Origin of the sequence: Pseudonocardia tropica, assembly GCF_040105315.1 — a bacterium.
GTDB classification, from domain to species: Bacteria; Actinomycetota; Actinomycetes; order Mycobacteriales; family Pseudonocardiaceae; genus Pseudonocardia; species Pseudonocardia alni.
The window spans coordinates 155,744-180,288 of record NZ_JBEDNP010000004.1 but is presented as its reverse complement, the minus strand read 5'-3'; the positions used below and the strand labels follow the sequence as shown (position 1 = coordinate 180,288).

The following is a 24,545-nucleotide window of genomic DNA, read 5'->3' as shown; positions in this document are numbered from 1 at the left end:
ACGATGACGAGTACCGAATCGACGGCGACGATCACGGCTCTGGTCAAGGATCTCCGCAGGCTGGCTCTGGACCTGGAGAAGGACCTCACCACCCGCGCCCGCGACGACGACGAGATCGCCGTCCGGCTGCGCGGCGAGTACGACGCCGCGCGTTCCGCGGAACGCACCGCAGCCGGTTATCCCGAGTGGCTCGGCGGCCGGGTCACCCAGGCCGCCGCCGCGTGGGTGCTGAGCACGGTGTTCGTGCGCTACTGCGAGGACAACGGGCTGATCGACCGGCGTTTCCTGGCCGGACCGCTGGACCAGGTCGCCGACGCCGAGGAGGCGCAGGGCGCGTTCACCGCGGCCAACCCGACCCTGAACAACCGGGACTGGCTGGAGGCGGCGTTCCGGCACCTCGCTGACGCCCACCCCACCGTCGCCGGGCTGTTCGACCCCGCCCACAACCCGCTGTGGGACATCACGATCTCCTACGAGGCCGCGAACGATCTCATCGGCTTCTGGCGCCGGCGCGACGACAGCGGCACCGCGATCCGCTACGACCTCACCGGCTGGGACACCCGGTTCCTCGGCGACCTCTACCAGGACCTGTCGGAAGCGGCGCGGAAGACCTATGCGCTGCTGCAGACCCCGGAGTTCGTCGAGGAGTTCATCCTCGATCTGACCCTCGACCCGGCGATCGAGGAGTTCGGGCTCGCCGGGTTGCGGACGATCGACCCGGCCTGCGGGTCCGGGCACTTCCTGCTGGGGCTGTTCCGACGGATCCTCGCCGCCTGGCGCAAGAAGGAGCCCGGGACCGACGACTGGGAGCTGATCCGGCGATCCATGGCATCGGTGCACGGATGCGACAAGAACCCGTTCGCGGTGTCGGTCGCGCGGTTCCGGCTGCTCGTGGCAGCCCTCGACGCCGCTGAGGTGAACCGGCTCGATCGGGCGGGGGAGTTCCCGATCGACGTCGCGGTGGGCGACTCCCTCGCCCACGGACGGGACATGATCGGTGAGCAGGGCGACCTGCTCGACGAGGGGCGACCGCACACCTACTCGACCGAGGACGTCTTCGACTACGTGCAGTCCTGCGACCTGCTGGACAAGGGTTCCTACCACGTCGTCGTCGCGAACCCGCCCTACATCACGGTCAAGGACGAGCGCGAGAACCGGCTCTACCGCAGCAACTACGACGCCTGCGCCGGGACCTTCGCGCTGTCGGTGCCGTTCGCCCAGCGCTTGTTCCGCCTCGCGGTCCGCACGGACGGTGCCGAGGGGAGTCGCGGCTCCGGAATAGTCGGGCAGATCACCGCGAACTCGTTCATGAAGCGCGAGTTCGGGAAGAAGCTGATCGAGAACTACCTCCCGAAGGTGCAGCTGACTGCGGTCGTCGACACCTCCGGTGCCTACATCCCGGGACACGGCACCCCGACGGTGATCCTCGTGGGCCGCAACCACTACGGCCGGACATCGGCTCCGATCCGGACGGTGCTCGGCATCCGCGGCGAGCCGAGCCAGCCGGCGGACCCCGCGCACGGGTTGGTCTGGACCGCGATCACCGGCCAGCTCGACGAGCCGGGTACCGAGTCCGAGTGGGTGTCGGTCGCCGACCTCGAACCGGAACGGTTCCGGACCCATCCCTGGACCCTGAGCGGCGGGGGTGCGGACGGGCTCCTCGCCGACGTCGAGCGGGCAACGCGACCGCTCGCCGAGGCGATCGTGAAGCCGGTCGGTCGCAGCATCCGCGCCGGCGCCGACGAGGCGTTCATGAGACCGATCCGCTGGATGGCGCCCACCGGCTGCGTCGTCAAACCGCTGATGATCGGCGAGGTGGTCCGGGACTGGTCCGCCGACCCCGAGGACGCGATCTACTACCCCTACGGGCCCGGGCTGGACACGGCCGCCCTGGAACGGGAGTTGTGGACCCACCGAGCCCTGATGGCGGCACGACGAACCTTCCAGGGTGACATGGCCGACGCCGGGCTCGCGTGGTTCGAGTACATGCAGCACACGCCGTCCGCGTACCGCACGCCCCTGTCGATCACCTTTGCGTTCGTCGCCACGCACAACCACTTCGTGCTGGACCGCGGCGGGAAGGTGTTCAATCGGTCCGCGCCGGTGATCAAGCTCCCGGCGGGGGCGAGCGAAGACGACCACCTGGCGCTGATCGGGGTGCTCAACTCGTCGACCGCGTGCTTCTGGCTGAAGCAGGTCTGTCAGGACAAAGGCAATCGAGGTGGAGAGCGATCCACGGCCCGATACCCGTGGGAGCACTTCTTCGAGTTCACCGGCACCAAGCTCCAGGACTTCCCGCTCCCGGCCGACCTCCCGCTCGACCCCGGCCGTCGCCTGGACTCCCTCGCCCAGGAGCTCACGGCCCAGGAACCCTCCGCCGTGTGCGACCGTGACGTCCCCACCCGGTCGACGCTCGACCTTGCCCGCGCCGAGCACTCCCGCATCCGCCAGCGGATGATCGCGCTGCAGGAGGAGCTGGACTGGGAGGTCTACCGGTCCTACGGCCTGCTCACCGACGCCGGGGCGAAGACCGTGCAGAGCCCGGACCCCGAACCCCTCGCACTCGGGGAGCGGGCGTTCGAGATCGTCCTCGCCCGCCGGGTCGCCGCCGGTCAGGCGGAGACCGCCTGGTTCGACCGGCACCGCTCCACCCCGATCACCGAGCTGCCCGCGCACTGGTCGCCCGAGTACCGCGCCGTCGTCGAGGCCCGGATCGGGCTGATCGAGGCTCGCCGCGACCTCGCGCTGATCGAGCGTCCCGAGTGCAAGCGGCGCTGGGCGTCCGACACCTGGCAGAAGAAGGAGGCCACCGCCCTGCGGACCTGGCTGCTCGACCGGATCGAGGACCGCGCGCTGTGGTTCGAGATGCGGGACGGCATCGAGCAGCCGCGGACCATGACCGTCGCCCGGCTAGCCGACCGGTTCCCGCCCGATTCCGACGTCCACGCCGTCGCCGCGCTCTATGCCGCCGACCACCTCGACCGCCGGGACATGACCCTCGCCCAGGTGCTGGAACAGGTCGTCGCCGACGAGCACGTCCCCTACCTGGCCGCCCTGCGTTACCAGGACTCCGGGCTGGAGAAGCGCGCCGAGTGGGAACGCACCTGGGAGGGGCAGCGCGAGGAGGACCGGACGGGGAAGGAGCTCAAGCTGGCCGTCCCTCCGAAGTACAAGCCCGCCGATTTCCGGAAGAACAGCTACTGGACCCACCGCGGCAAGCTCGACGTGCCCAAGGAACGCTTCGTCTCCTACCCCGGCGCGAGTCCGGACGCCGACGACACCCTGCTGCTCGGCTGGGCCGGCTGGGACCACAAGGACCAGGCCCAGGCGCTGGTCAACCTGGTCAACGACCGGACCACCCAGGCCGGCTGGGACACCGCGAAGGTCGTCCCGCTGCTCGCCGGGCTCGCCGAGCTGATGCCGTGGGTGCACCAGTGGCACGGCGAGTACGACCCGGAGTGGGACGGCACCCCCGCCGAGGAGTACCAGACCTTCCTCGACCAGCAGCGCGCCGCCCGCGAGCTGACCGAGCAGACCCTGCGCGACTGGCGCCCCGCGGCCCCCACCCGCGGACGCCGACCGAGGAGCCGCACGTGACCGACACCTACCTGCGCGACGTACTCGACCTGCCCGAGTCGGTGCACGCCGGTGACTACAAGATCGAGCTGACCGGCGGTTTCACCGCCCAGCAGACCGCCGACCGCGTCCGTGAGTACGTCGTCACCCCGCAGCTCGCCACCGCCTTCGGCGACGCGCTCGACCTCGTCCGCAGCGGCGTCCGCACCGGCAACTCCTACGCCGCCTACCTGCACGGCTCCTTCGGCTCCGGCAAGAGCCACTTCCTCACCGTGCTGCACGCCGTGCTCAACGGCGACTCCGCCGCCCGCGACAAGCCGAGCCTGCAGCCTGTCATCGCCCCGCACGACGGGTGGCTGCGCGACAAGCGGTTCCTGATGGTGCCCTACCACCTCATCGGCGCCGCCGACCTCGACTCGGCGCTGCTCGGCGGCTACGTCGCCACCGTCGCCGAGCGCCACCCCGACGCGCCACCGCCCGCGGTCTACCGCTCCGACGCCATGCTCGACGACGCCCGCACCCTGCGGAGCAATCTCGGCGACGACGCCTTCATCGGGCTGCTCGGCGCCCCAGGCACCTCCGCCGCGGACGACGACGGCCTCGACGTCATCGGCGAGGCCGACGGCGGCGGCTGGGACGCAGCGGCGCTCGACGCCGCGTTCGCGGCCCCGCAGGGCGACCAGCGTCGCCGTGCCCTGGAGTCCGCGCTGCTCGCCGGGCCGCTGTCGGCCTACGCCCGCGGCACCCGCGGCGACAGGGACGCCTACCTCCCGCTCGACGACGGACTGTCGGTCATCACCGACCACGCGAAGTCCCTCGGCTACGACGGCGTCGTCCTGTTCCTCGACGAGCTGATCCTGTGGCTGCAGGCGCACATGACGAACCGCGAGTTCGTCGACACCCAGGTCTCCAAGCTCGTCAAGCTCATCGAGTCCGGCGTCGCCCACCGCGCCGTCCCGATCATCTCCTTCATCTCGCGACAGCGGGACCTGTCCCAGCTCGTTGGCGAGGACGTCACCGGCGCCGACGTCAAGAACCTCGAGACCCAGGTCAGCTACCTCGCCGAGCGGTTCTCCGTGGTGTCGCTGGAGGACTCCAACCTGCCCGCGATCGTCCGCGAACGCGTCCTCAAGCCGCGGGCCGGAAAGGAGCACCTGCTCGACGAGGCGTTCGCGTCCATCGAGTCCAGCCGGCCCGGTGACCGCGACGTGCTGCTCGACGCGACCGGTGTCACCGAGGCGAGCTGGGACGACTTCAAGCAGGTCTACCCGCTGTCCCCGGCCCTGCTCAACGTGCTCGTCGTCCTCGCCGGTGCCTTGCAACGGGAACGGACCGGCCTCAAGCTTCTCCAGGAGATGCTGCACCGTCGCCGCGGCGACATGAAGCTCGGTCAGCTGATCCCGCTGGGCGACCTGTGGGACGTGCTCACCGACGGCACCGGCGCCGCGTTCAGCTCCACGCTCCGCAAGGAGGCCGACGCCGGCAAGCGGTTCCACGACCGCGTCCGTGCCCACCTGCTCGGGATCTACGGCTCCGACACCGACCCCCGCTATGTCGCCGCCGACCGGTTCGTCAAGACCATGCTGCTGGCCTCGCTCGCCCGCGACGTCCCCGCACTGACCCGGCTCACCGGCGCCCGCCTCGCCGCGCTCAACCTCGGCTCGATCCGGTCGCGCACCGCCGAACCCGGGCAGCTCGTCGTCACCCGGCTCCGCGAGCTGCAGGCCGAGTTCGGTGAGCTGCGCAGCGAGGGCGACAAGGACCCCGTCTTCGCGCTGCACCTGTCCGACCTCGACCTCGACCCGATCCTGGACTCGGTGGGGGAGCAGGACAACGCCGGCGCCCGCCGGATCTGGGTCAAGAACCGGCTGTGGTCCGCACTCGGTGTCCCCGACCAGCAGGCGTTCGTGTCCGAACGCGACCACGTCTGGCGGGGCACCCGCCGCACCGTCGAGTTCGTGTTCGGCAACGTCCGCGACGCCACCGAGCTGTCCGAGGCGCAGTTCCGGCCCGGCACCGACGGCCGGGTCCGGTTCGTGTTCGACTACCCCTTCGACGAGTCGGGCCGATTCCCCTCCGACGACGTCCAGCGGGTCGAGAACCTGCGCCGCGGCGGGATCCAGGAGGCGACGCTCGTCTGGATTCCGCACTTCCTCACCGAGCAGCGCACCACGCAGCTCGGCCGGCTCATCAAGATCAGCTGGCTGCTGGAGAGCAACCGGCTCGACGAGTTCGCCGCGCACCTGTCCGGCGACGACCGCATCCGCGTCCGCGTCCAGCTGCAGGCCCAGCGCGACAACCTCACCTCCCAGCTCTCCGCCGCCCTCGACCAGGCCTACGGGATCGCGAGGGCCGACACCACCAGCGTCCGCATCGACCTCGACGACGGCGTGGTCAGCACGCTGTCGCTGCTCCCCGGCCATCAGCCGCGTCTCGCGGGCGGGGCGCCGCTGGCACAGAACGTCGAGACCCTCGCCGACGGACTGTTCGCCACCCTCTACCCACGCCACCCCGACTTCGACCCGGCCGGCAAGCGCAAGGCGCTGACCCTCGGCGAGCTGCGCACCGTCCACCGCTGGATCACCGAAGCGATGTCCACCGGCGACCGGCGCACCGAGGTCGCGAGCAAGGACCTGCAACTGGTCCGGCGGGTGGTGCACGGCCTCGGCCTCGGCGAGGTCGCCGACGGTCCGCTGTACCTGCACGTCGAATGGAAGCAGCGCATCGAACAGCACGCGGCCTCGCTCGGGGTGACCGGCGACTACCCCGTCGACGCGATGCGCGGCTGGATCGCCGAGCTCGCCGGGCCGGGCCTGGAACGGCCCGTCGCCAACCTGGTCGTCGCGACCTACGCCCTGCTCGCCGACCGCGCGTGGATCCGGCACGGCGCACCGGCCGACGCTCCCGACCTGGATCGGATGGGCGCCGGGGACGCGCTGCGGGCCCAGGAGCTGCCCGACCCCGCCGAGTTCGCGCTCGCCCGCGACCGGGCCGCGACCCTGTTCGGGGTCACCGTTCCGGAGCCGCTGTTCGCCCGGAACGTCGCGCTGCTCGCGACCCGCGTGCAGGAGCAGGTCGCCCGGTCCGAGCGCGGCACCGTCGAGGTCTGGGAGGCGCTGGTCCGGCACACCGACGATCTCGGCGTGCCCCGTGACGCTCCCCGCATCACCACGGCCCGCGCGGCTGCGGACCTGCTCGCGACGCTGTCGGCCACGGCCGGTGCCACCGCTCTCGTCCGTGCGCTCGCGAACGCCGGCGCCCCGGACGTGTCGGACCAGACACTGGGGGCCGCGATCGCCTCCGCGTCTGCGGTGCGCGACGGACTGGCTGCCGTCCAGTGGCCGCTGCTGGGGTCGGCGCTCGGCCTGCAGCAGCACCCGACGGTTGGTGAGCGCGCGCAACAGCTCGCCACCCGCCTCCGCAGCGCGGTCGGCGCCGAGGAGTTCACGACCGCGCTTGCTCCCGTGCTGCGGGAGGCCTCGAACGACGTCGTCGCGATCATCGCGGCGGCCACGCCGCGGCCACCGGTCGTTCCCGACCCGGTCGGTCCGGGTCCGGTCGTCCCCCGGCCCGGGCCCGCCGATCCGGTCCCACCGCCGACGGGCGGAGGGACTCCGCAGCCGGGACGCGACAGCGGGCGACGCGAGCTGACCGCCGCCGGGCTCGACGCGCTCCTCACCGACCTGCGCGCCGAGATCGGCGCCCACCCCCGGCGTCGCTACGAGGTCATCTGGCGGGTCGTCGAGGAGGGCAGCGCGTGACCCCGCCCGAGGTCGACGACCGGACCCTCGGCCAGCTGCTGCGCAGCGCCCTGCCGCGCGACCCGAACCGACGCCTGGTCCTGGTGCACGGTCGCTACGCCCCGGCCGCGCGGGCATCGTTCACCGTCGACGTCGGCGACACCATCCGCACGGTCACCGTCGCCGACGAACACTCCGTCCTGGGCGTGCTCGACGCGTGGCAGCAGCATCGCGACTCCGGCGACGACACGTCGGTCCTCGTGGTGACCACCGGGGTGCCGGACAACGTCCTCGGCTGGGACGTGCGGGGCCACGCCCTGCGGCAGCGCACCCTGACCGTCGACCGGGCCGAGATCGTCGCCCAGCGTTTCGGCGCCGGCGAGGTCGAGCCGCGTGTGCGGCGTGAGCCGTGGCTGCTCGACGCCCTGCTCACCGCGGAGCCACCCGACGGCTGGTCCCGCACCGGGCCGGTGCTCACCTACGCCGCCGCGGTCCGCGCCCTCGTCGCCGTCCGGTTCGGACTCGACGACGCCGCCCCCGACGCCGGGACGCTGCTGGAGTGGTCGCGCACCACGGGACCGGACCGGTTCGTCGCGCTGCCGCCGGCCGAGCAGGACGGTCTCGCCCGCTGGCTCGGCGAGACCGTCGGCCCGTTCGCCGGACTCTTCACCCGCCTCGTCCGCGTCGGCCGGGCCACCGACGTGCTCCCCCTGGGTGTTCTCGTCTCCCTCATCGACGAACCGGACGTCCCGGCGCAGACCATGATGGCCGTGGGCAGCCTGCTCGGCGACGTGGTGAGCGACGAACGCAGCCGCGACGCGTTCGTCACCGCCGTCCTCGGCACCCTCGAACGCTGGATCGTCCACGCCGAGGGCGGCGGACTCGGCGCGGCCGAGGCACGCGACCGCGTGGGCGAGGTCCTCGACCGGGCCGACACCATCGCGACCGCCCGCGGCATCGAGGCCGACGACCACCCGTTCCTGCCCTCCGGGTTCCGGGGCCGGCTCGCCGCCGTCGCCGCGGCACTCACCCCGCAGCCGGACGACACCGGTGTACCCGCCGCCCTCGGCGCGCTCGACCGGCTGCGCGAACACCGGATCGCGCGGCTGCTCCCCGAACGGGTCGCGGCCGCCGAGATGGCGGTCCGCCTGATGCGCTGGCTCGCGCTACCCGAGCCCACCGAGCCCGGTCCGGTCGCCCACGCCGTCGCCGCACATCTGCGCATCGGTGGCTGGGTCGACCGCGCGCTGACCGCTGTCTGGGCGGGGGAGGTGTCGGCCGGCGCGGCCGTCGGCCACGCGTTCGGACGCATCCACGACGCCGCCCGCGTCCGGCGGGACCGGCAGGACCAGCGCTTCGCCACTCGCCTGCGGTCCTGGACCGAACACGCCGCCGCGGCTGCGCCCGGCGGCGCTCTGCTCGTCGAGTCGGTCCTCGACGAGGTCGTCGCGCCGCTGCTCACCGAGAACGACGCCCCACTGGTGATCGTGGTGGACGGGATGAGCGCCGCCGTCGCCGCCGAGCTGGGGGAGCAGATCCTCGACCGGGGCTGGACCGAGATCAGTCGCGACGACGCGGGGCGCGAGGCCGCCGTCGCCGTCGTCCCGTCGGTCACCCGCGCCTCACGTACCAGCCTGCTCGCCGGGCGGGCCCGGACCGGTGACCGGAACGCGGAGCGCGACGGGTTCACCGCGCTCTGGAACCGACACCGGCGCGGCGCCGTTCTGCTCCACAAGTCCGACATTGCCGGAGCCGCCGGACGACGGCTCTCCGAACAGCTCGTCGAAGCACTCGCCGATCCGGCGACGGTGGTCGGTGTCGTGCTCAACACCGTCGACGACGCTCTCGACCACGGCCGGGAGGGCGACCGCACCGGCTGGCGGCTGGCCGACATCACCTACCTGCCCGACCTGCTCGACGCGGCCCGCAGCTACGGCCGCCCCGTCGTCGTCGTCTCCGATCACGGCCACGTCCTGGAACGTTCCACCGCGTCGGAGAAGGGCGGCGACGGCGCGGCGGCCCCGTCGGCGCGATGGCGCACCGGCACCCCCGGGGAGGGCGAGATCGAGTTGCGCGGACCGCGCGTGTTGGAGGGCGACGGTCGGGTCGTGGTGCCGTGGGACGAGTCGATCCGGTACACGAACCGGCGCGCCGGATATCACGGTGGCGCCTCGCTGGCCGAGATGACCGTCCCCGTGCTGGTGTTCGTCCCGGCCGGGGACCGGCCCGTTCCGATGGGATACGCGGTGCTCCCCGCGGAGAGCACGCGACCGGACTGGTGGAACGGGCGCCCGACAGCGTCACCCCCCACCTCGGTCCCTGCGCCGCCGGCGAGGAAGCGCAAGCCCGCGAAGGTCGTCGAGGACACCCAGCCGACGCTCGACGACATGCCGGTCCCCGCCGCCGTGACTCCTGTACCGCCGGCGCCGCCGCCGACGAGGACCGTCGGGCGTCGCGTCATCGCGTCGTCCCGCTTCACCGCCCAGCACGCGTCCGTGCGCCGGGCGCCCGAACCGGTACAGGTCGCCGACCTGATCGACGCCCTGGTCGCAGCCGGGGGGGAGCTGACCGGTACCGCTGCGGTGGCCCGATTGGGTCGCGCCGGCCGCGACCCCGGCATCGTCCTCGCCCACTTGCAGCGGCTGCTCAACGTGGAGGGGTATCCGGTGATCGTCTTCGACGGCCGCACCGCACGGCTCGACATCGACATGCTGTACCTGCAGTTCGGGCTGGGCGGATCGTGACCGGCCCGGTCAGCGAGGCCCGTCGCCGCGACGTCATCGACGCACTGCGCCGTGGCACCGTTCCCGCCTCCGGTCTGGATCTGCTCGCCGTCGGCCTCGACCGGTTCGCCGACGCCATGGACGACGACATCTCCACCGCCGCCCGCGGCGGAGCCGCCTTCCACGCCGTGCGCGGCGACTACGGCTCGGGCAAGACGTTCTTCGCCCGATGGCTCGCCGAGCGGGCCAAGCGCGCCGGCCTCGCCACCTCGGAGATCCAGATCTCGGAGACCGAGACGCCGCTGCACAAGCTGGAGACCGTCTACCGGCGCCTGACCGAGCGGCTCACGACCAGCACACACCCACCCTCGGCGCTCCGCGCGGTGATCGACTCCTGGCTCTACACCCTCGAGGAGGAGGTACTCGACGCCGGCGAGGTCGACGAGTCCGACGCAGCCGGCCTGGCCTCGGCCGTCGACGGCCTCATGGAGCAGCGGCTCGCCGCCGTCGCCCGGACCACCCCGGCGTTCGCCGCGGCGATCCGCGGGTACCGGCAGGCCCAGCAGGCCGGCGACATCGCCACCGCCGAGGCGCTCATCGCCTGGCTGGGAGGCCAGAAGTCCGTCGCGGCGTCGGCCCGCCGCGCTGCCGGGGTCCGCGGCGACCTCGACCACTTCGGCGCACTCGGCTTCCTACAGGGGCTGCTCAGCGTGCTCCGCGACTCCGGCCACCCCGGTCTCTTCGTGGTGCTTGACGAGATCGAGACCCTGCAGCGGGTCCGGGGGGACGTGCGGGAGAAGGGCCTCAACGCGCTGCGCCAGCTCCTCGACGAGATCGACTCCGGACGATTCCCCGGCCTCTTCCTCATCATCACCGGTACCCCCGCGTTCTTCGACGGGCAGCAGGGTGTGAAGCGGCTGCCACCCCTCGACCAGCGTCTCGCCACCGACCTCGCCACCGATCCACGGTTCGACTCCCCGCGGGCCGTTCAGCTCCGACTCACCGGGTTCGACCTGGACCGGCTCTCCGAGCTCGGCCGCGCCGTCCGCGAGCTGTACGCAGGGGCGGCGCGTCACCCCGACCGCCTCCGGTCCACGGTGGATGACGGCTATCTCGACGAGCTCGCCCGGGCCCTCACCGGCGAGCTCGGCGGAAAGGTGGGCATCGCGCCCCGGCTCTACCTGCGCAAGCTGGTGCAGGACGTCCTCGACCGGGTCGACGAGCACACCGACTTCGACCCGCGCCGGCACTACGCACTGACGCTGAGCACGGGCGAGATGACCGACGTCGAGCGCAACGCGGCCCGGCCCGGGAGCGCTGGAGACGTCGCCCTGGACCTCCCGTGAGTGTCGACCGCCTGGCACCCGGACTGGCCTATCACGTCGTCAACACCCTCGGCTGGCGCAACCTGCGGCCGCTGCAGTCCGACGCCATCGAGCCGGTCCTGCGCGGCGACGACGCCGTGCTGCTCGCCCCCACCGCGGGCGGCAAGACCGAGGCCGCGATGTTCCCGCTGCTCACCGCCATGGAACAGCAGCGCTGGACCGGCACCTCGGTGCTCTACGTCTGCCCGCTCAAGGCATTGCTCAACAACCTGCTGCCGCGCCTGCAGGCCTACGGCGGCTGGCTCGGCCGCCGCGTCGAGCTCTGGCACGGCGACGTCACACCGTCCGCGCGGCAGCGGATCCTGACCGACCAGCCGGACGTCCTGCTCACCACGCCCGAGTCGCTGGAAGCCATGCTGGTCGGCAACCGCGTCGACCACGAGCGGTTCTTCGCCGGGCTGCGAGCCGTCGTCGTCGACGAGGTGCACGCCTTCGCCGGCGACGACCGCGGCTGGCACCTCCTCGCCGTCCTGGAACGGCTGACCGGTGTGTGCGGCCGTCCCCTGCAGCGGATCGGGCTGTCAGCGACCGTCGGCAACCCGGCCGAGCTGCTGGAGTGGTTGCAGGGCTCCGGACGCGGCACCCGCACGTCGACCGTGGTGGCACCGCAGATCGGCGGCCCGGCCGCCGAGGCCGACATCGAGCTGGACTACGTCGGCTCGGTCGACAACGCCGCGACCGTCCTCGCGGCGCTGCACCGCGGTGAGAAGCGGCTGGTGTTCTGCGACAGCCGAGCGCTGGTCGAGAAGCTCGGCACCGCGCTGCGCGAACGCGGAGTGACGACGTTCCTCTCCCACGCGTCGCTGTCGGTGGACGAGCGGCGCCAGGCCGAGGCCGCGTTCGCCGACGCCCGCGACTGTGTGATCGTCGCGACGTCCACACTGGAGCTCGGCATCGACGTCGGCGACCTCGACCGGGTCGTTCAGATCAACGCACCGCGCACGGTCGCGTCTTTCCTGCAGCGGCTCGGCCGCACCGGACGGCGTCCCGGCACGGTCCGGAACTGCCTGTTCCTGGCCCTCGACAAGAAGTCACTGCTGTGGGCGGCCGGCCTGCTACGGCTGTGGGGGACCGGCTACGTCGAACCCGTCACCGCACCGCCCGAGCCACGGCACATCGTCGCCCAGCAACTCCTCGCGCTCTGCCTGCAGCAGAACTCCGTAGGGACCGAGCTCGCGCTCGACGCCTGGAATGGCCTGCACCCGTTCGACCACGGTTCCCGGCCGATCCTCGACCATCTGCTCGAGGAAGGATTCGTGGACCGGGACGGCGAGCTGATGGGCATCGGGCCGGCCGCGGAGAAGCGGTACGGGCGCCGGCACTTCATGGGGATGACCGCAGTGTTCACCGCACCGCCCCAGTTCCGGGTGTTCGAGGGCCGCCGCGAGATCGGGCTGCTCGACCCTTCGCTGCTCACCGACCACGTCGAGGGCCCGCGGCTGATCCTCCTGGCAGGCCGCAGCTGGAAGGTCAGCTGGATCGACTGGGCACGACAGCGCTGCTTCGTCGAGGCCGATGAGCGCGGCGGCCGAGCGCGCTGGAGCACCGGTGGGCTGGGCGGCGCGAGCTTCGCCCTGACCCGTTCTGTGCGTGATGTCCTTCTCGGCGAGGATCCGCCGGTGCGCATAACGGCGCGGGCCACGACGGTCCTCGCCGAGGCCCGCGACGCCGAACGTCACACCGTCCATCCCGGCGGCACACTCGTGGTCCGCGAAGGTACGGATCTCCGGTGGTGGACCTGGGCGGGATTCCGCGCGAACGCCACGCTCGCCTCGACCCTGTCCTCACTCGTGGACGGAACCCAGCGGGTCAACGATGTCTCCATCCGCATCCGCAGTGACCTCACCCGCGAACACTGGGCGGCCGGAACCGCGGACGCCGGCGAGCGACTGTGCCTGCCGGAGGTCGACGATCGTGCGCTGGACGGGCTGAAGTTCTCCGACGCGCTTCCCCACAGGCTCGCCGTGGCCACGCTCGCTGCTCGGCTGGCCGACCTCGGTGGTGCGACGAGCGTCCTGGCGGAGTCTGTGCGTTTCGCGCAGGTGGATGACCGCTGACGCACCTGGGCGTCGGGGAGATCGCGGTTCCCGCTGACCGAGGATGAGATCCACCGAGGGGCGACGACGCACGGCGCCGTCGCCCGACGAGTGCATGAGCCGACGACGCTAGAACAATGAGGTCCGGCCGCCGACCGCGGCGACGGGCTATCCCGCCGTCGCGCAGCATGGCTCAGCGGGGAGCACCTGGCACCAGCCGCATGACCGATGTCAGACGTTGCCGGATCGCCGACCCGACCTGGACGAGGCCGTAGCGGGCGATCGTCGCCCGGAACACGGCGGTGCGGTCGTCCCATCCGATGTCGTCGGCGACGTCGGCCATCACCGCGGCAAGCTCGGCCGGGGGGAGCTGATCGAAACCGCGGGGTCCGCGGTCCCGCACCAGCACCTCCGGCTGGTCGGCAAGCCGATACGTGCACGGCTTGTTCCCGGATTCGCGTAGCGGGTTGTCCCGCACGAGAACGCCGCGTCGCACTGCTGCGTCGAGAGCCTGGTTGAGGGTCGTCGAGATCCGCGAGCCCACCCGGGCCCCGCCGGCAGCGGCGACATACGCCTGATGCAGGCGGTGGCCCAGGAGCGGGCCCTCGGCCTGAACGATCCTCACCAGCCCGTCGACGATCTCGGCGCGAGAGGCAGCATCCGCTGCGGGCACCCTCCCGCTGAACAGGGTGTAGGCAGGTCCGGAGGAACGCTCCGGCAGCGAGTTCGCGTCCGGTGGCTCCGCCGGGGGTCCGCCGGGATCCTGGGAGGGCGTCGTGGCGCTGTCGGCTCGGTTCTCATCGTGCGCGGGGCTCAGGCCGCTCGCGGACACCTCTTTCGACCTGTCGGTTGGGTGGGAAGAAGGCTCGTAGTCGTCGGACCCGACCGGAGGATGTCCGATCGTGTCGACCCCCGTCGGCATCGGGCGGTCGAGCAGTTCGCCGCCGGGGCTGCGGACCTCTGTCTCGGTGGGCAGCGCGGCGTCGTCCTCCTGCCCCGTATCGGGCCGGACTACCGGTACGCGGTCATCCAGATCGACTGAGCCCCCGGGCCGCCCGGTCTGCGCGGCCGCTACGTCGGTGGCCGCAGGATCGGTCCACCCCGACGGATGGATCCCCAATTCTGCGAGCCGGTCCCAGATCGGAGCCATCGCGCGCGCGGGATCGAGGTAAAACTCCGACTCGAGTACGCGTACGAAGGTCCAGTCGCATCGCTCCAGTTCGCGTTGGCGTGCCAGGTCGCGCTGGTATGCGTCGGGACCGTGCCAGAAGTCGCCGTCGCACTCGATCGCCAACCTCGCCGTCGCCCCTGTCACGACGAGATCGATCGAGTAGCCGAGGGCGGGGTACTGCGGTACCACGGCGTAACCACGGTCCACCAGCCGGTTGCACACTCGCTGCTCGAACAGCGAGTCGAACGGGCTCACTCGCTGGTCGTCCGGGACGTTGCCGGCCACCGTTCCGGAGTCGTCCTGCTCTCCGCGCCGAGCGACGCCGTAGCAGTAGTCGAGCAACGCGAATCGCATGTCCTCGGGATTGTGCAGTTGGTCGAGACGCACCGAGTGGAAGACCCACATCTGGTCCTTCGCGCGCGACGCAGCAACGTTGAAACGCTGCACATTCGCAGGTTGAGTCAGGGCGGTGATGCGGCGGGTCTCGGTCGGGACCGCGACCATCGACAGGAACATGACGTCGCGCTCCGAGCCTTGGAAGTCCGCGGCATCGCCGCAGCGCAGATCGCGTTCCGCCCACTGCTCAGGTAGCACCCGTTCCAGTAGCTTCTTCTCAATGGCCTTGGCCTGCGCGGTGCCCAGTAGAGAGATCACGCCGAAGGTGAGACCGGCGTAGCGTGGGTCTTCGATGCACGCCTCGATCTGCGCGACGATCGCATCGACCTCCGCCGGGTTGACCCGGGTCGTCGAGCCGCCCTTCTCGTAGCCGTTCTCCACGAATACCGGCTTCACCGGTTCGAGACGGTCGGCGCCGAACTGCCGGACCGGGATCAGCCGGACGTTCGCCGGCTCGTAGGCGATCCGGTTGGAGAAGCCGATGATCTCGGGCACGCAGCGGCGGTGCTCGACGAGGGTCAGCATCCCCTCGAAGAACATCCGGGCCAGATCGAACAGGCTGACCTGAGGATCCGGCCACGTCGCGCGATAGGTGTGGTCGTACAGGTATTGCCCGGCGAGGTCGCGGAGCTGCTGCTGATCAACCCCGACTGCGGCGGGGGAGACCTGCTTGTCGTCACCGATCACGACGATTCGCGGCGCCAGATACTGCAGGAACGAGGCCTCCAAACCGGCCTGCGAGGCCTCGTCGACGATCACGACGTCGAACATGTCCGGGGCGATCGTCAGCTGGTCGGCGATCCGGTAGAGCGGCATGATCCACACGGGGACAGCGGGCCGGCAACGATCCATCGCGTCGCGAATCTCGGCCGCGCGCTGTACCCGGTACTGCCCGCCGGTCTTGCCGAAACGTCGTACCAGCGCCGCGTACTGCTCCAGGCTGGCGCGCGACCCCCGGGTGAGCCTGCCCGGGGACACCGCATGCGACCACGCCCGCGTCGCAGCCAGATGTTGGACCTGACCACGGATGCGGTCGTCGAGGTCACTGATGTTGCGCTGGATCGTGTTCGCTTCGGGCACGTTGTGGCAGGCGATACGGGCGGCCGCGACAGCCCAGTTCCAGGCCTGCTCGAATCCGGGGAGACGCTCGTCCCACACGGTGTTCATCGGATCGGACACGATCGCGTCGTGCAGTTCCGGAGCCGCCGCCCGAAGTCTCCGCCCGGAGCTGTCACGCTCGGCGATTTCCTCCCGGACGGTGTGAAGCCGATCGATCCGTCGGAAGGCGGTGTCATACGCTGCCCGCTCGCGTCTGCGGACCGCGTCGAGAAGCGCACCGACGGCGGCCTCGGCGTCCGGCCGCCGGGCCCCGATCTCGAGTCGGTCGGCCAGATCCCCGACGACTGAGGTCGCCGCCAACGCTGATTCCTCCGCGTCGATCGCGGTCGGCAGGTCGATGACGGCGTCGAGATCGCGTGAATCGGGCCAGTGCGGAGCAGGCACTCCGGCGGCGACAAGCCGGTCCTCCTCGGCGCTCAACGCTTCGGCGAGTCCCAGCACCCGGTCGAGAAGCCCGGTCTCACTGCGGTGCCAGTCGTACCTTTCGTGCAGCGTGTCCTCGGCATGGATGACCACGTTCGTCGGCCACGCGCGGTCGAGTGCGTCGAGGATCCGCGATCCGTCCAACCAGACCAGGAACGACTTCAGCCGAGTGGTATCGGTCGGCGGTACTCCGTTCACCCTGACCCGGTCGAACAACTGTGCGGCCTGCTTGACCACTCGCGGCGTGAACACCCCGGATCGCGGCACACCGTCCGCTCCGAGCTTGAGGCTCCCTCCGCCTTCCAGGAATGTCAGCACAGATCGAGCAAGGTGCTCCAGTTCGGCCGGGTCGCCTTGTGCACGAACGTCGACGACCGGGCCGAGTGTCTGCAGAGCCCGTTCCGATTCCTCGAGCAGACCACCGATCGTCGCGCGACGTGATAGCCAAGTTCCCGATCGGCCACCGAGAACGTCTGCCATCGCGTCGCGAATCCACGGCTCTCGACGTCGGGCGAGACCCTGAACCATCCGGCGGACATCATGTAGCCGTCCGACCAATGCCACGCGGGAAGACTGGTCAAGACGCGCGAGCGCGGCGTACGAGCGGTGGCGCCGCAGAGCGTCGAACCGGGTGCTGTATGCGAGCGCACGCTCCTCGGCGGTGACAAGATCGGCGAACTGCTCCGGAACCACGAGTGCCGAGGCATCGACGAGGCGGCGGGTTGCGGCCGGCTCGTCGGCATGCAGGGCCGGATCGAGCAGCCTGGCCCGCCACGACTGCATCTCTCCGTTCGACAGCGGTGGCGGGCCCTCCGTCCGACCCGGCAGATCGTCGAGCCAGCTGAGTCTGTCCCGCTCGTCGGCGAGCTGGAGCGTGATCGCGGCGAGCGTGCCGCGGTACTCCGCGATCTCGTGGACGTCCACTTCGTGTCTGCGCGCATCGAGCGCGCTGTTGTAGAGGGATGCGCGTTCGCGGCGCAGCCGGTCTATCTCGGACAGACGGTGCTCGATCTCTCGGCGGGACGTCGGTTCGTCGTGGTCCCCGGCCGCGGCGGCGATCCGCTCGACGGCTACCCGTAGATCCGCCATGTCCTCCCGGCTCGATCCGACGACTGACACGGCCAAGGGCTTGATCGGGTCGGGCAGCTTGCCGCGGACCTCGCGCAGCGCGCGGTCGGTGTGCGCGGTGACCAGCACCCGCTTGCCTTGGGCCAGGAGGTGCGAGATGAGAGCAGCTGCCGTGTGGGTCTTTCCCGTGCCGGGCGGGCCCTGGATCAGGGTCTGGGCGTTGCTGTCGACCCGCGCGAGGATGCGGCGCTGGACGTCGTTGACCGGCAGCGGCAGGAACAGCTCGTCGTCGACGCGGACCGCCGCCCCATCGGTACGTTCCCCGTCCGTCCGCACAGGAGGGACTTCATCCGGGTCGATCAGCGGCCGTAGGCCGGCCGGCACCTGCCCGGAGGTGCTGATCTGCTCCGTGATCCGACGGAAGATCTCCACCAGTCCTTGTTGGGTCCGCCTGCGCAACAGCAGCGCCGGGGCGAACGCCGCCACCGGGTGTGCCGAGGCGGACGCTGGTTCGTCGGCATCGTGGTATTCGGCATCGGCGGCGAGCGAGTGGACCAAACGCCGGGCGTACTCCGCGGTCCGGTCGCGGTCGAGCGGGTGAATCTCGTGCACCGCGACGTCTTCGCGGACACCGTTGACGAGCGCAGGATTGGTGATGAGGGCCGGGTCGAGCATCTCGAGCTCGACGCGCGACGGCGTGGCCGCATCGCCGACGGTGACCGAGAGCCGACCCGAATCGTCGTCGAACGAGAGCACCACCGTCGTCGTGAGCAGGTGTCGCCGGACGGCGGGGTGTTCTGGCGGCCGCCAGGCGAGCAGTCCTGCGGCGAGAACGATCTCCAGCTCCTCGGAGTGCCCGGTCGCCGTCACATAGGTCGAGAAGAGATCGCCGTAGAACGTGCGGGCGACCTCGTCATGTCGCTCGGTCTCCGCCCATGACCGCCATGCCACGAGGTAGCGCTCGTACTGCTCCCCGATCTCGGGAAGGTCGGTCCGCTTGACAGTGGTGCCGCTCTCGCGGTCAGGGTCGGAGTCGGGCACGAAGCGCTCGACGAACAGGGAGGGTTCGGTGTGGGCGTCGTCGATCCCGCCGTCGATCCACGCGATGATCTCGGTGGGCGGTGGAGGTGGAGCTACCCGAGGCACTCGTTCGACCGTGAGCACGGGCGCGCCGGGATCGACGGTCGCGCCGGACAGATCGCATCGGATGGCGGCATGCAGAGGGACCGCGTGCAGCCAGTGGACGGCGCCGTCGCGGGTGTAGGAGTCGAGGTCGTGTACGCGGGGAGTGCGCAGCTGCTGTGCCTGCCCCAGAAAGGTGAACAGTCGCACCGCGCGGTCGGCCAGCGGATCGGTATTCGGTGGAGTGGTCCTTGCGCTGGTGTTGACGCTGTCGGTCACGTACCTGCCCGTTCACGTGCTGGTGCGCCCCTCGCCGCCGCACCGTGGATCACAGCGAGCATAGTTGCGATCCCCGACAGTGATCGAGCTCAGTCGATGCTGCCGACCGCCGCATCGTCGATGAACGCGTAGGCCGCGGTTGCCGGTGCCGGAGCGGACGTGGACCGGAACCGCGGAGCGGTGCGTGTCGTCCAAACCGCATGACCTCCTACGCCCACGATCCGGTCGCCTCGACGATCGTCGCCTGCTGGCCCACCGGCGACGGCGCCGTCGCCCACCGCGCCGCCCGCGTCCCGCGGGCCCTCGACCACTCCCTGGCCCGCCGCACCGCGAAGGCGCTGACCGCGCTGTCGGCGCACCTGTGGGCCGCCTACGCCGACCACACCACCCACGAGATCGACCCGGCGGCGCTGGCCGCGGCGGTCCGGAGCCCGAACCAGCCGGTCGGAGACCTGCTGCGTGTGATGGAGGACGGCTGTGCCGAGACCGCGCACCTGCTGGGGCGGGTCGTGGCGCGGGCACCGGGGCGGGCCTTCCGCGACGCCGTCGTCGCCGACGTCCGCGCCGAGACCGGTGCCGTCCTCGACGCCGGCGACGGCGTCCTCACCGGACGCTCGGCCCAGGCCGTCGCCCACCCCCGCGCCGACGCCCCGCCCGAGCAGCTCGTTGTCGCGCACGCGCTGCTGCACGACGACCCGTTGGGGCCGCCCGCGATCGTGACCTCGGTCGAGCCGACGGCGGCCGCGGTCGCCACGCTGCGCTGGCTGCGCGCCTCGGCCGCGCTCGTCGCGGAGCGGGTCGGCCACGCGGTCCCCGACGTGGTGGCGCTCGCCGAGGCGATCGGGCACGAGGACCTCCCGGTGGCCCGGCACGTGCTGTGCACGCTCGCCGGGGTGGGCGCCGAGGAGGTGGTGCTGGACCTGCTGCAGGAGGCGGTCCTGGCCCGGCAGGGCTGGTTCGTGGTGTGCCCGCCGCCCACCGACCGGCCGGACCCCGACGACGGGTGCGGCGGGCACCGGGCGGTCTCCACCGTCCTCGACCCGCTCGACCCGGTGTCCTGCCTGATCGACGGGCTGGTCCGCGGGCTGCACGGGTGCTTCCGGGTGTGGTTCGACGACGTCGTCACCCGGGAGAGCCCCGGTGCCGATCCGCGGCTGGTCGGCACCGCCCGCACCGCGGCGCTGCGCGGGCGCTACACCGACGAGGTCCGGGCCCTGGTCCGGCGGGGGTAGCCCCCGGTTCAGGCCGTCCCGGCGCGGCGCCCGGACAGCAGCTGGACCGCGGTGCCGGCCATCGGCAGCACCAGCAGCAGGGCGAGGGCCGCCGTCAGCCCGACGACGGCGGCGAACCCCCCGATCACCGCCGCCCCGACCCCGGCCCCGGTCAGGAAGCACAGGGTCGCCACCCCGATCGCGCTGCTGCGCCGGTCCTCGGGCACCGCCGAGCCGACCGCGGCGATCATCGCGGGCTGGCCGGTGCCGAACGCCAGGGTGACCAGCATCGGGGCGAGGGCCAGCACCCACGGCAGGTGGCCGGCCACCCCGGCGACCGCGACGGCCAGGCCGACGACGGTCGTCGCGCAGGCCAGGGTCAGGGTCTGCCGCGGTCCGATCCGGGCCTGCAGGAACGCCGAGGCGGCCGGGCACCCCAGCGCCACCACCGCCGAGGGCACCAGCACCAGCCCGGTCGTGAGCGGGGTCCAGCCGCGCTCGGCCAGCTCGAGGGGGATGCCCAGCAGCAGCGCGAACCAGCTCGCGGGCACCGCGGAGGCGCACAGCGAGCTGCGCACCACCGTCGCGTTCCGGACCACCCCGCGGGGCAGGAACCCGTCGGGGCGGGCCCGCACCCACAGCGCCGTCACCGGGACACCGACCGCGAGCAGCACCCCACCGACGACGGCGGCGACCGCACCCGCGCTGGGCGACTGCACCAGCAGCACCAGCCCGGTCACCGCCGTCGCGACGATGACCGCACCGACCAGGTCCACCCGCGCGCCGTCGCCGCGGACGACCGAGCGCCGCCACAGGTAGGGGACCGCGAGCAGGGCCAGCGCGGGCAGCGCGACCGCGGCCCGCCACCCGCCGACGGTCGTGAGCGCCCCGCCGACCAGCGGCCCGAGCGCGGACAGCGCGGCGGACACCCCGGCCAGCCGGCCGAGCGCACCGCCCCGGCGCTCCGGCGGGGTGCGGGCGGACAGCAGCGCCGAGGCCAGCACCGGGATCGACGCGGCGCCGAGGCCCTGCACGATCCGCGCGGCCATGAGCAGCCCGAAGTTCGGCGCGAACGCCGCGGCCAGCGCGCCGAGGCCGAGCAGGCTCACCCCGGTGCACAGCGGCGCCCGGATGCCGACGGCGTCGGCCAGCCGCCCGTGCACCGGTGTCGCCACGGCCAGCGCGACCGCGTAGCCGCTGACCATCCACGTGGCGGCCGCGGTGTCGATGCCGAGCCCGTCGGCGAGCAGGGGCAGCGCGACCGTCACCCCCGACGTCGAGGTGCCGGCGAGGCCGAAGAGCAGTCCGAGCACGATCGACAGGAGCACGCGACGATCCTCACCCGCCGGGGCGACCGGTGCACCGTGATTCGCTGTGGACGTGCCGAACCGACCCGTGATCCGCCCGGCGACCGCAGAGGACGCCGACGCCTGCACCGCCGTCTACGCCCCCTACGTCCTCGACACCGCGATCTCCTTCGAGTCCGAGCCGCCGGGCCCGGTCGAGATGGCCGAACGGATCGCCGCGGCCCAGGAGCGCCACGCCTGGCTGGTCGCCGTCGACCGCGGCGGGGAGGTGCTCGGCTACGCCTATGGCGGCCCGTGGAAGTCCCGCGAGGCCTACGCGTGGACCTGCGAGGTCTCGGTGTACCTGGTCCCGTCGGCCCGCGGGCAGGGGCTGGGCCGGGCGCTGTACGAGGCGTTGTTCGCCGCCCTCGTCGCGCGCGGCATGGTCGTCGCCGTGGCCGGGACGACCGTGCCGAACGAGGCGAGCGCCGCGCTGCACCGCGCACTGGGGTTCACCGAGGTCGGGACGTTCCGCGGGGTCGGCTGGAAGCGCGGGGCGTGGCGCGACGTGACCTGGTACCGGCGGGCGCTGGTCGAGGCACCGGAGGACGGCCCCCGGGCCTGACACCCGGGGGCCGCGGGCGACCCGTCCGCGGGCCACCACCGGTGGCTCAGGCCTTCTTGAGCTCGGAGTGCAGCTTCAGGACGGTCTGGCCGTCCTCCTGCTCGAGGACGTAGGCCGGGTTGTCCTCGGTCCCGTTGCGGGACTGCGTCGACCCGTTGATCGTCTTCTCGATCCGGTCGGTGGAGTGGTCCACGACCTTGCCGGTCGGGGTGCCGTTGCCCCAGTTCCACGCGACCCACGTGCCCTTGGCGAACTTCTGTGTCATGGGAGCGGATACCCCCGCGCCGGGCGGTCAACCCGGCGGGGGGACCGCGTCACCAGATCCGGACCCGCCGGTCCGGATCGGTGTAGAGCCCGTCGGACTCGGTCACCCCGAACGCCTCGTGGAAGGTGTCGAGGTTGGTCACCACCGCGTTGCACCGCAGGTCCGGCGGCGAGTGCGGGTCGGTGGTGAGCCGCCGGATCGCCTCGGCGTCGCGGGTCACCGCCCGCCACACCTGCGCCCAGCCGAACAGCACCCGCTGCTCACCGGTCAGGTCGTCGATCACCGGCGGCTCGCCGCCCTCGTGGGCGATCCCGTAGGCCTTCAGCGAGATCGTCAGGCCGCCCAGGTCACCGATGTTCTCACCGACCGTCAGCGAGCCGTTGACCTTGTGGTCGGGCAGCCCGGCGGGGGACAGGCCGTCGTACTGGTCGATCAGCATCTGCGCGCGGGACTCGAACTCGCTGCGGTCCGCGGCCTCCCACCAGTCGGTGAGGTTGCCGTCGCCGTCGTAGCGGGAGCCCTGGTCGTCGAAGCCGTGGCCGATCTCGTGCCCGATGACCGCGCCGATACCGCCGTAGTTCGCGGCGTCGTCGGCGTCGGCGTCGAAGAACGGCGGCTGCAGGATGGCCGCCGGGAACACGATCTCGTTGAGCCGCGGGTGGTAGTAGGCGTTGACCGTCTGCGGGGTCATCAGCCACTCGTCGTGGTCGACGGGGCCGCCGAGCTTGGCGTACTCGAAGTCGTGCCGCCACTCCGCCGCCCGGCCCGCGTTGCCGAGCAGGTCGGCCGGATCGACCTGCAGGTCGGAGTAGTCCTTCCACTTCTCCGGGTAGCCGACCTTCGGCGTGAACCTGTCCAGCTTGTCCAGCGCCCGCTCCCGGGTGGCCGGGCTCATCCAGTCCAGCGTCGAGATCGACCGGCGGTAGGCCTCGACGACGTTGTCGACCAGCTCGGTGATCCGCTCCTTGGCCCGGGGCGGGAAGTGCCGCTCGACGTAGATCTTCGCGACGGCCTCGCCCAGGGCGCCCTCGACCAGCGAGACCCCGCGCTTCCAGCGCTCGCGCAGCTCCGGGGTGCCGGACAGGGTGCGGCCGAAGAAGTCGAAGTCCTCCTCGACCAGGTCGGCGGACAGGAACTCCGCGCAGGACCCGGCGACGGCCAGCGCGAGCCACGCCTGCCACTGCTCCAGCGGGCGCTGCGCCCACAGCTCACCGGCGGCGGTCACGAAGCTGGGCTGGCGGACGATCACCTCGTCGTAGGCGTGCGCGGGCACGCCCAGCGCGGACTCCCACTCGGCCCAGTCGAAGCCCGGCGCGGACTCGCGCAGCGCGTCGCGGGTCATGAGGGTGTAGGTCTTCTCGGCGTCGCGGTTGAGGACCCGGTCCCAGGACGCGTCGGCGAGTGCGGTCTCCAGGTCCATGACCTGCTCGGCGACGCGCTCCGGCTCGGCCAGCCCGACCAGCTCGGCGAGGCGCTGCAGGTGCTCGACGTACTTCGTGCGGATCTCCGGGTCGCCCTCCGAGCCGTAGTACGACTCGTCGGGCAGGCCCAGCCCGGCCTGGTTCAGGTTCACCAGGTAGCGGGAGGAGTCCTTCAGGTCGGTCGCGATGAACTCGCCGAACAGCGCAGCGCGGCCCTCGCGCTGGCGCCGGCCGAGCACGGTGGCGAGCGCGGCGTGGTCGGTGGCGGCGTACACATCGTCGAGCAGCGGGCGCAGCGGCGCGATGCCGAGCTCCTCGGCCCGCTCGACGTCCATGAAGGACCGGTACAGGTCCCCGACCTTGCGTGCCTCGGTGCCGGCCTCCGACGACGAGGCGCACTCCTCGACGATCTCGTGGACCTGGTCCTCGGCCCGGTCGCGCAGGACGCGGAACGCGCCGTCCTGCGAACGGTCGTCGGGGATCTCGTGGGTCGCCAGCCACCGGCCGTTCACGTGGGCGAACAGGTCGTCCTGGGGGCGGACGTCCGGGTCGACCCAGCTGAGGTCGAGACCGGACGGTCGCGAGTTCGGGGCGGACTCGGTGGTCGTCATGGGTCCATCCTGCCTGTCGGGACCGACGGTTTCGAGCAGCCGGGCGTCCGGCACGCCCGCGCCGCCCGGCCCGTCGCGGAGGTCGGAG

11 protein-coding genes are annotated in these 24,545 nt (G+C 72.0%); 7 read left to right on the top strand and 4 right to left on the bottom strand.

Annotated features, from left to right (window positions below; all coding sequences use genetic code 11):
* Positions 1–3: 3 nt before the first annotated feature.
* The 5 genes from pglX to WHI96_RS08685 are packed head-to-tail and all read left to right on the top strand — an operon-like array spanning position 4 to position 13,481.
* Positions 4–3,597: a BREX-2 system adenine-specific DNA-methyltransferase PglX gene (pglX, locus tag WHI96_RS08705; protein ID WP_345652403.1), complete on the top strand. Its 3,594-nt coding sequence runs from the start codon at positions 4–6 to the stop codon at positions 3,595–3,597.
* Positions 3,594–7,337, top strand: coding sequence for a DUF6079 family protein (locus WHI96_RS08700; RefSeq protein WP_345652405.1), 3,744 nt, complete (start codon positions 3,594–3,596; stop codon positions 7,335–7,337). The genes pglX and WHI96_RS08700 overlap by 4 nt, the downstream gene beginning before the upstream one ends.
* On the top strand, positions 7,334–10,060 hold the full coding sequence (gene pglZ, locus WHI96_RS08695; protein WP_345652408.1) for a BREX-2 system phosphatase PglZ: 2,727 nt from the start codon (positions 7,334–7,336) through the stop codon (positions 10,058–10,060). The genes WHI96_RS08700 and pglZ overlap by 4 nt, the downstream gene beginning before the upstream one ends.
* Entirely contained in the window at positions 10,054–11,385 is a 1,332-nt protein-coding gene (gene brxD, locus WHI96_RS08690) for a BREX system ATP-binding protein BrxD (protein WP_345652910.1), read from the top strand. Before pglZ ends, brxD begins: the two co-directional genes overlap by 7 nt.
* Positions 11,382–13,481 (top strand): DEAD/DEAH box helicase, encoded by a 2,100-nt coding sequence (locus WHI96_RS08685; protein ID WP_345652411.1) that lies wholly within the window; start codon positions 11,382–11,384, stop codon positions 13,479–13,481. The genes brxD and WHI96_RS08685 overlap by 4 nt, the downstream gene beginning before the upstream one ends.
* 172 nt (positions 13,482–13,653) lie before the next feature.
* On the opposite strand, the gene WHI96_RS08680 is transcribed toward WHI96_RS08685, so the two are convergent.
* The gene (locus WHI96_RS08680; RefSeq protein ID WP_345652414.1) at positions 13,654–19,038 is read right to left on the bottom strand and encodes a PDDEXK-like endonuclease domain-containing protein; all 5,385 of its coding nucleotides are present in this window, start codon (positions 19,036–19,038) and stop codon (positions 13,654–13,656) included.
* A gap of 200 nt (positions 19,039–19,238) precedes the next feature.
* Between WHI96_RS08680 and WHI96_RS08675 the strand changes: the two genes are divergently transcribed.
* Entirely contained in the window at positions 19,239–20,270 is a 1,032-nt protein-coding gene (locus WHI96_RS08675) for a hypothetical protein (protein WP_345652416.1), read from the top strand.
* Between the two features lie 8 nt (positions 20,271–20,278).
* On the opposite strand, the gene WHI96_RS08670 is transcribed toward WHI96_RS08675, so the two are convergent.
* Complete coding sequence (locus WHI96_RS08670; protein ID WP_345652418.1) at positions 20,279–21,577, bottom strand: MFS transporter; 1,299 nt, start codon at positions 21,575–21,577, stop codon at positions 20,279–20,281.
* A gap of 52 nt (positions 21,578–21,629) precedes the next feature.
* On the opposite strand from WHI96_RS08670, the gene WHI96_RS08665 reads away from it, so the two are divergent.
* On the top strand, positions 21,630–22,160 hold the full coding sequence (locus WHI96_RS08665; RefSeq protein ID WP_345652420.1) for a GNAT family N-acetyltransferase: 531 nt from the start codon (positions 21,630–21,632) through the stop codon (positions 22,158–22,160).
* A 46-nt stretch (positions 22,161–22,206) separates the two neighbouring features.
* On the opposite strand, the gene WHI96_RS08660 is transcribed toward WHI96_RS08665, so the two are convergent.
* Together WHI96_RS08660 and WHI96_RS08655 are read right to left on the bottom strand one after the other, a co-directional pair.
* Entirely contained in the window at positions 22,207–22,425 is a 219-nt protein-coding gene (locus WHI96_RS08660) for a hypervirulence associated TUDOR domain-containing protein (protein WP_345652423.1), read from the bottom strand.
* Positions 22,426–22,474: 49 nt separating this feature from the next.
* A complete protein-coding gene (locus WHI96_RS08655) occupies positions 22,475–24,457 on the bottom strand; it encodes a M13 family metallopeptidase (RefSeq protein WP_345652426.1) in 1,983 nt (660 codons plus the stop codon).
* Between the last annotated feature and the right edge of the window lie 88 nt (positions 24,458–24,545).

What these genes read in the sequence shown, in the direction of transcription:
- WHI96_RS08655 (WP_345652426.1), bottom strand. Translation starts at nt 24,457, where the DNA reads ATGACGACCACCGAGTCCGCCCCGAACTCGCGACCGTCCGGTCTCGAC.
- WHI96_RS08675 (WP_345652416.1), top strand. Translation starts at nt 19,239, where the DNA reads ATGACCTCCTACGCCCACGATCCGGTCGCCTCGACGATCGTCGCCTGC.
- pglX (WP_345652403.1), top strand. Translation starts at nt 4, where the DNA reads ATGACGAGTACCGAATCGACGGCGACGATCACGGCTCTGGTCAAGGAT.
- WHI96_RS08660 (WP_345652423.1), bottom strand. Translation starts at nt 22,425, where the DNA reads ATGACACAGAAGTTCGCCAAGGGCACGTGGGTCGCGTGGAACTGGGGC.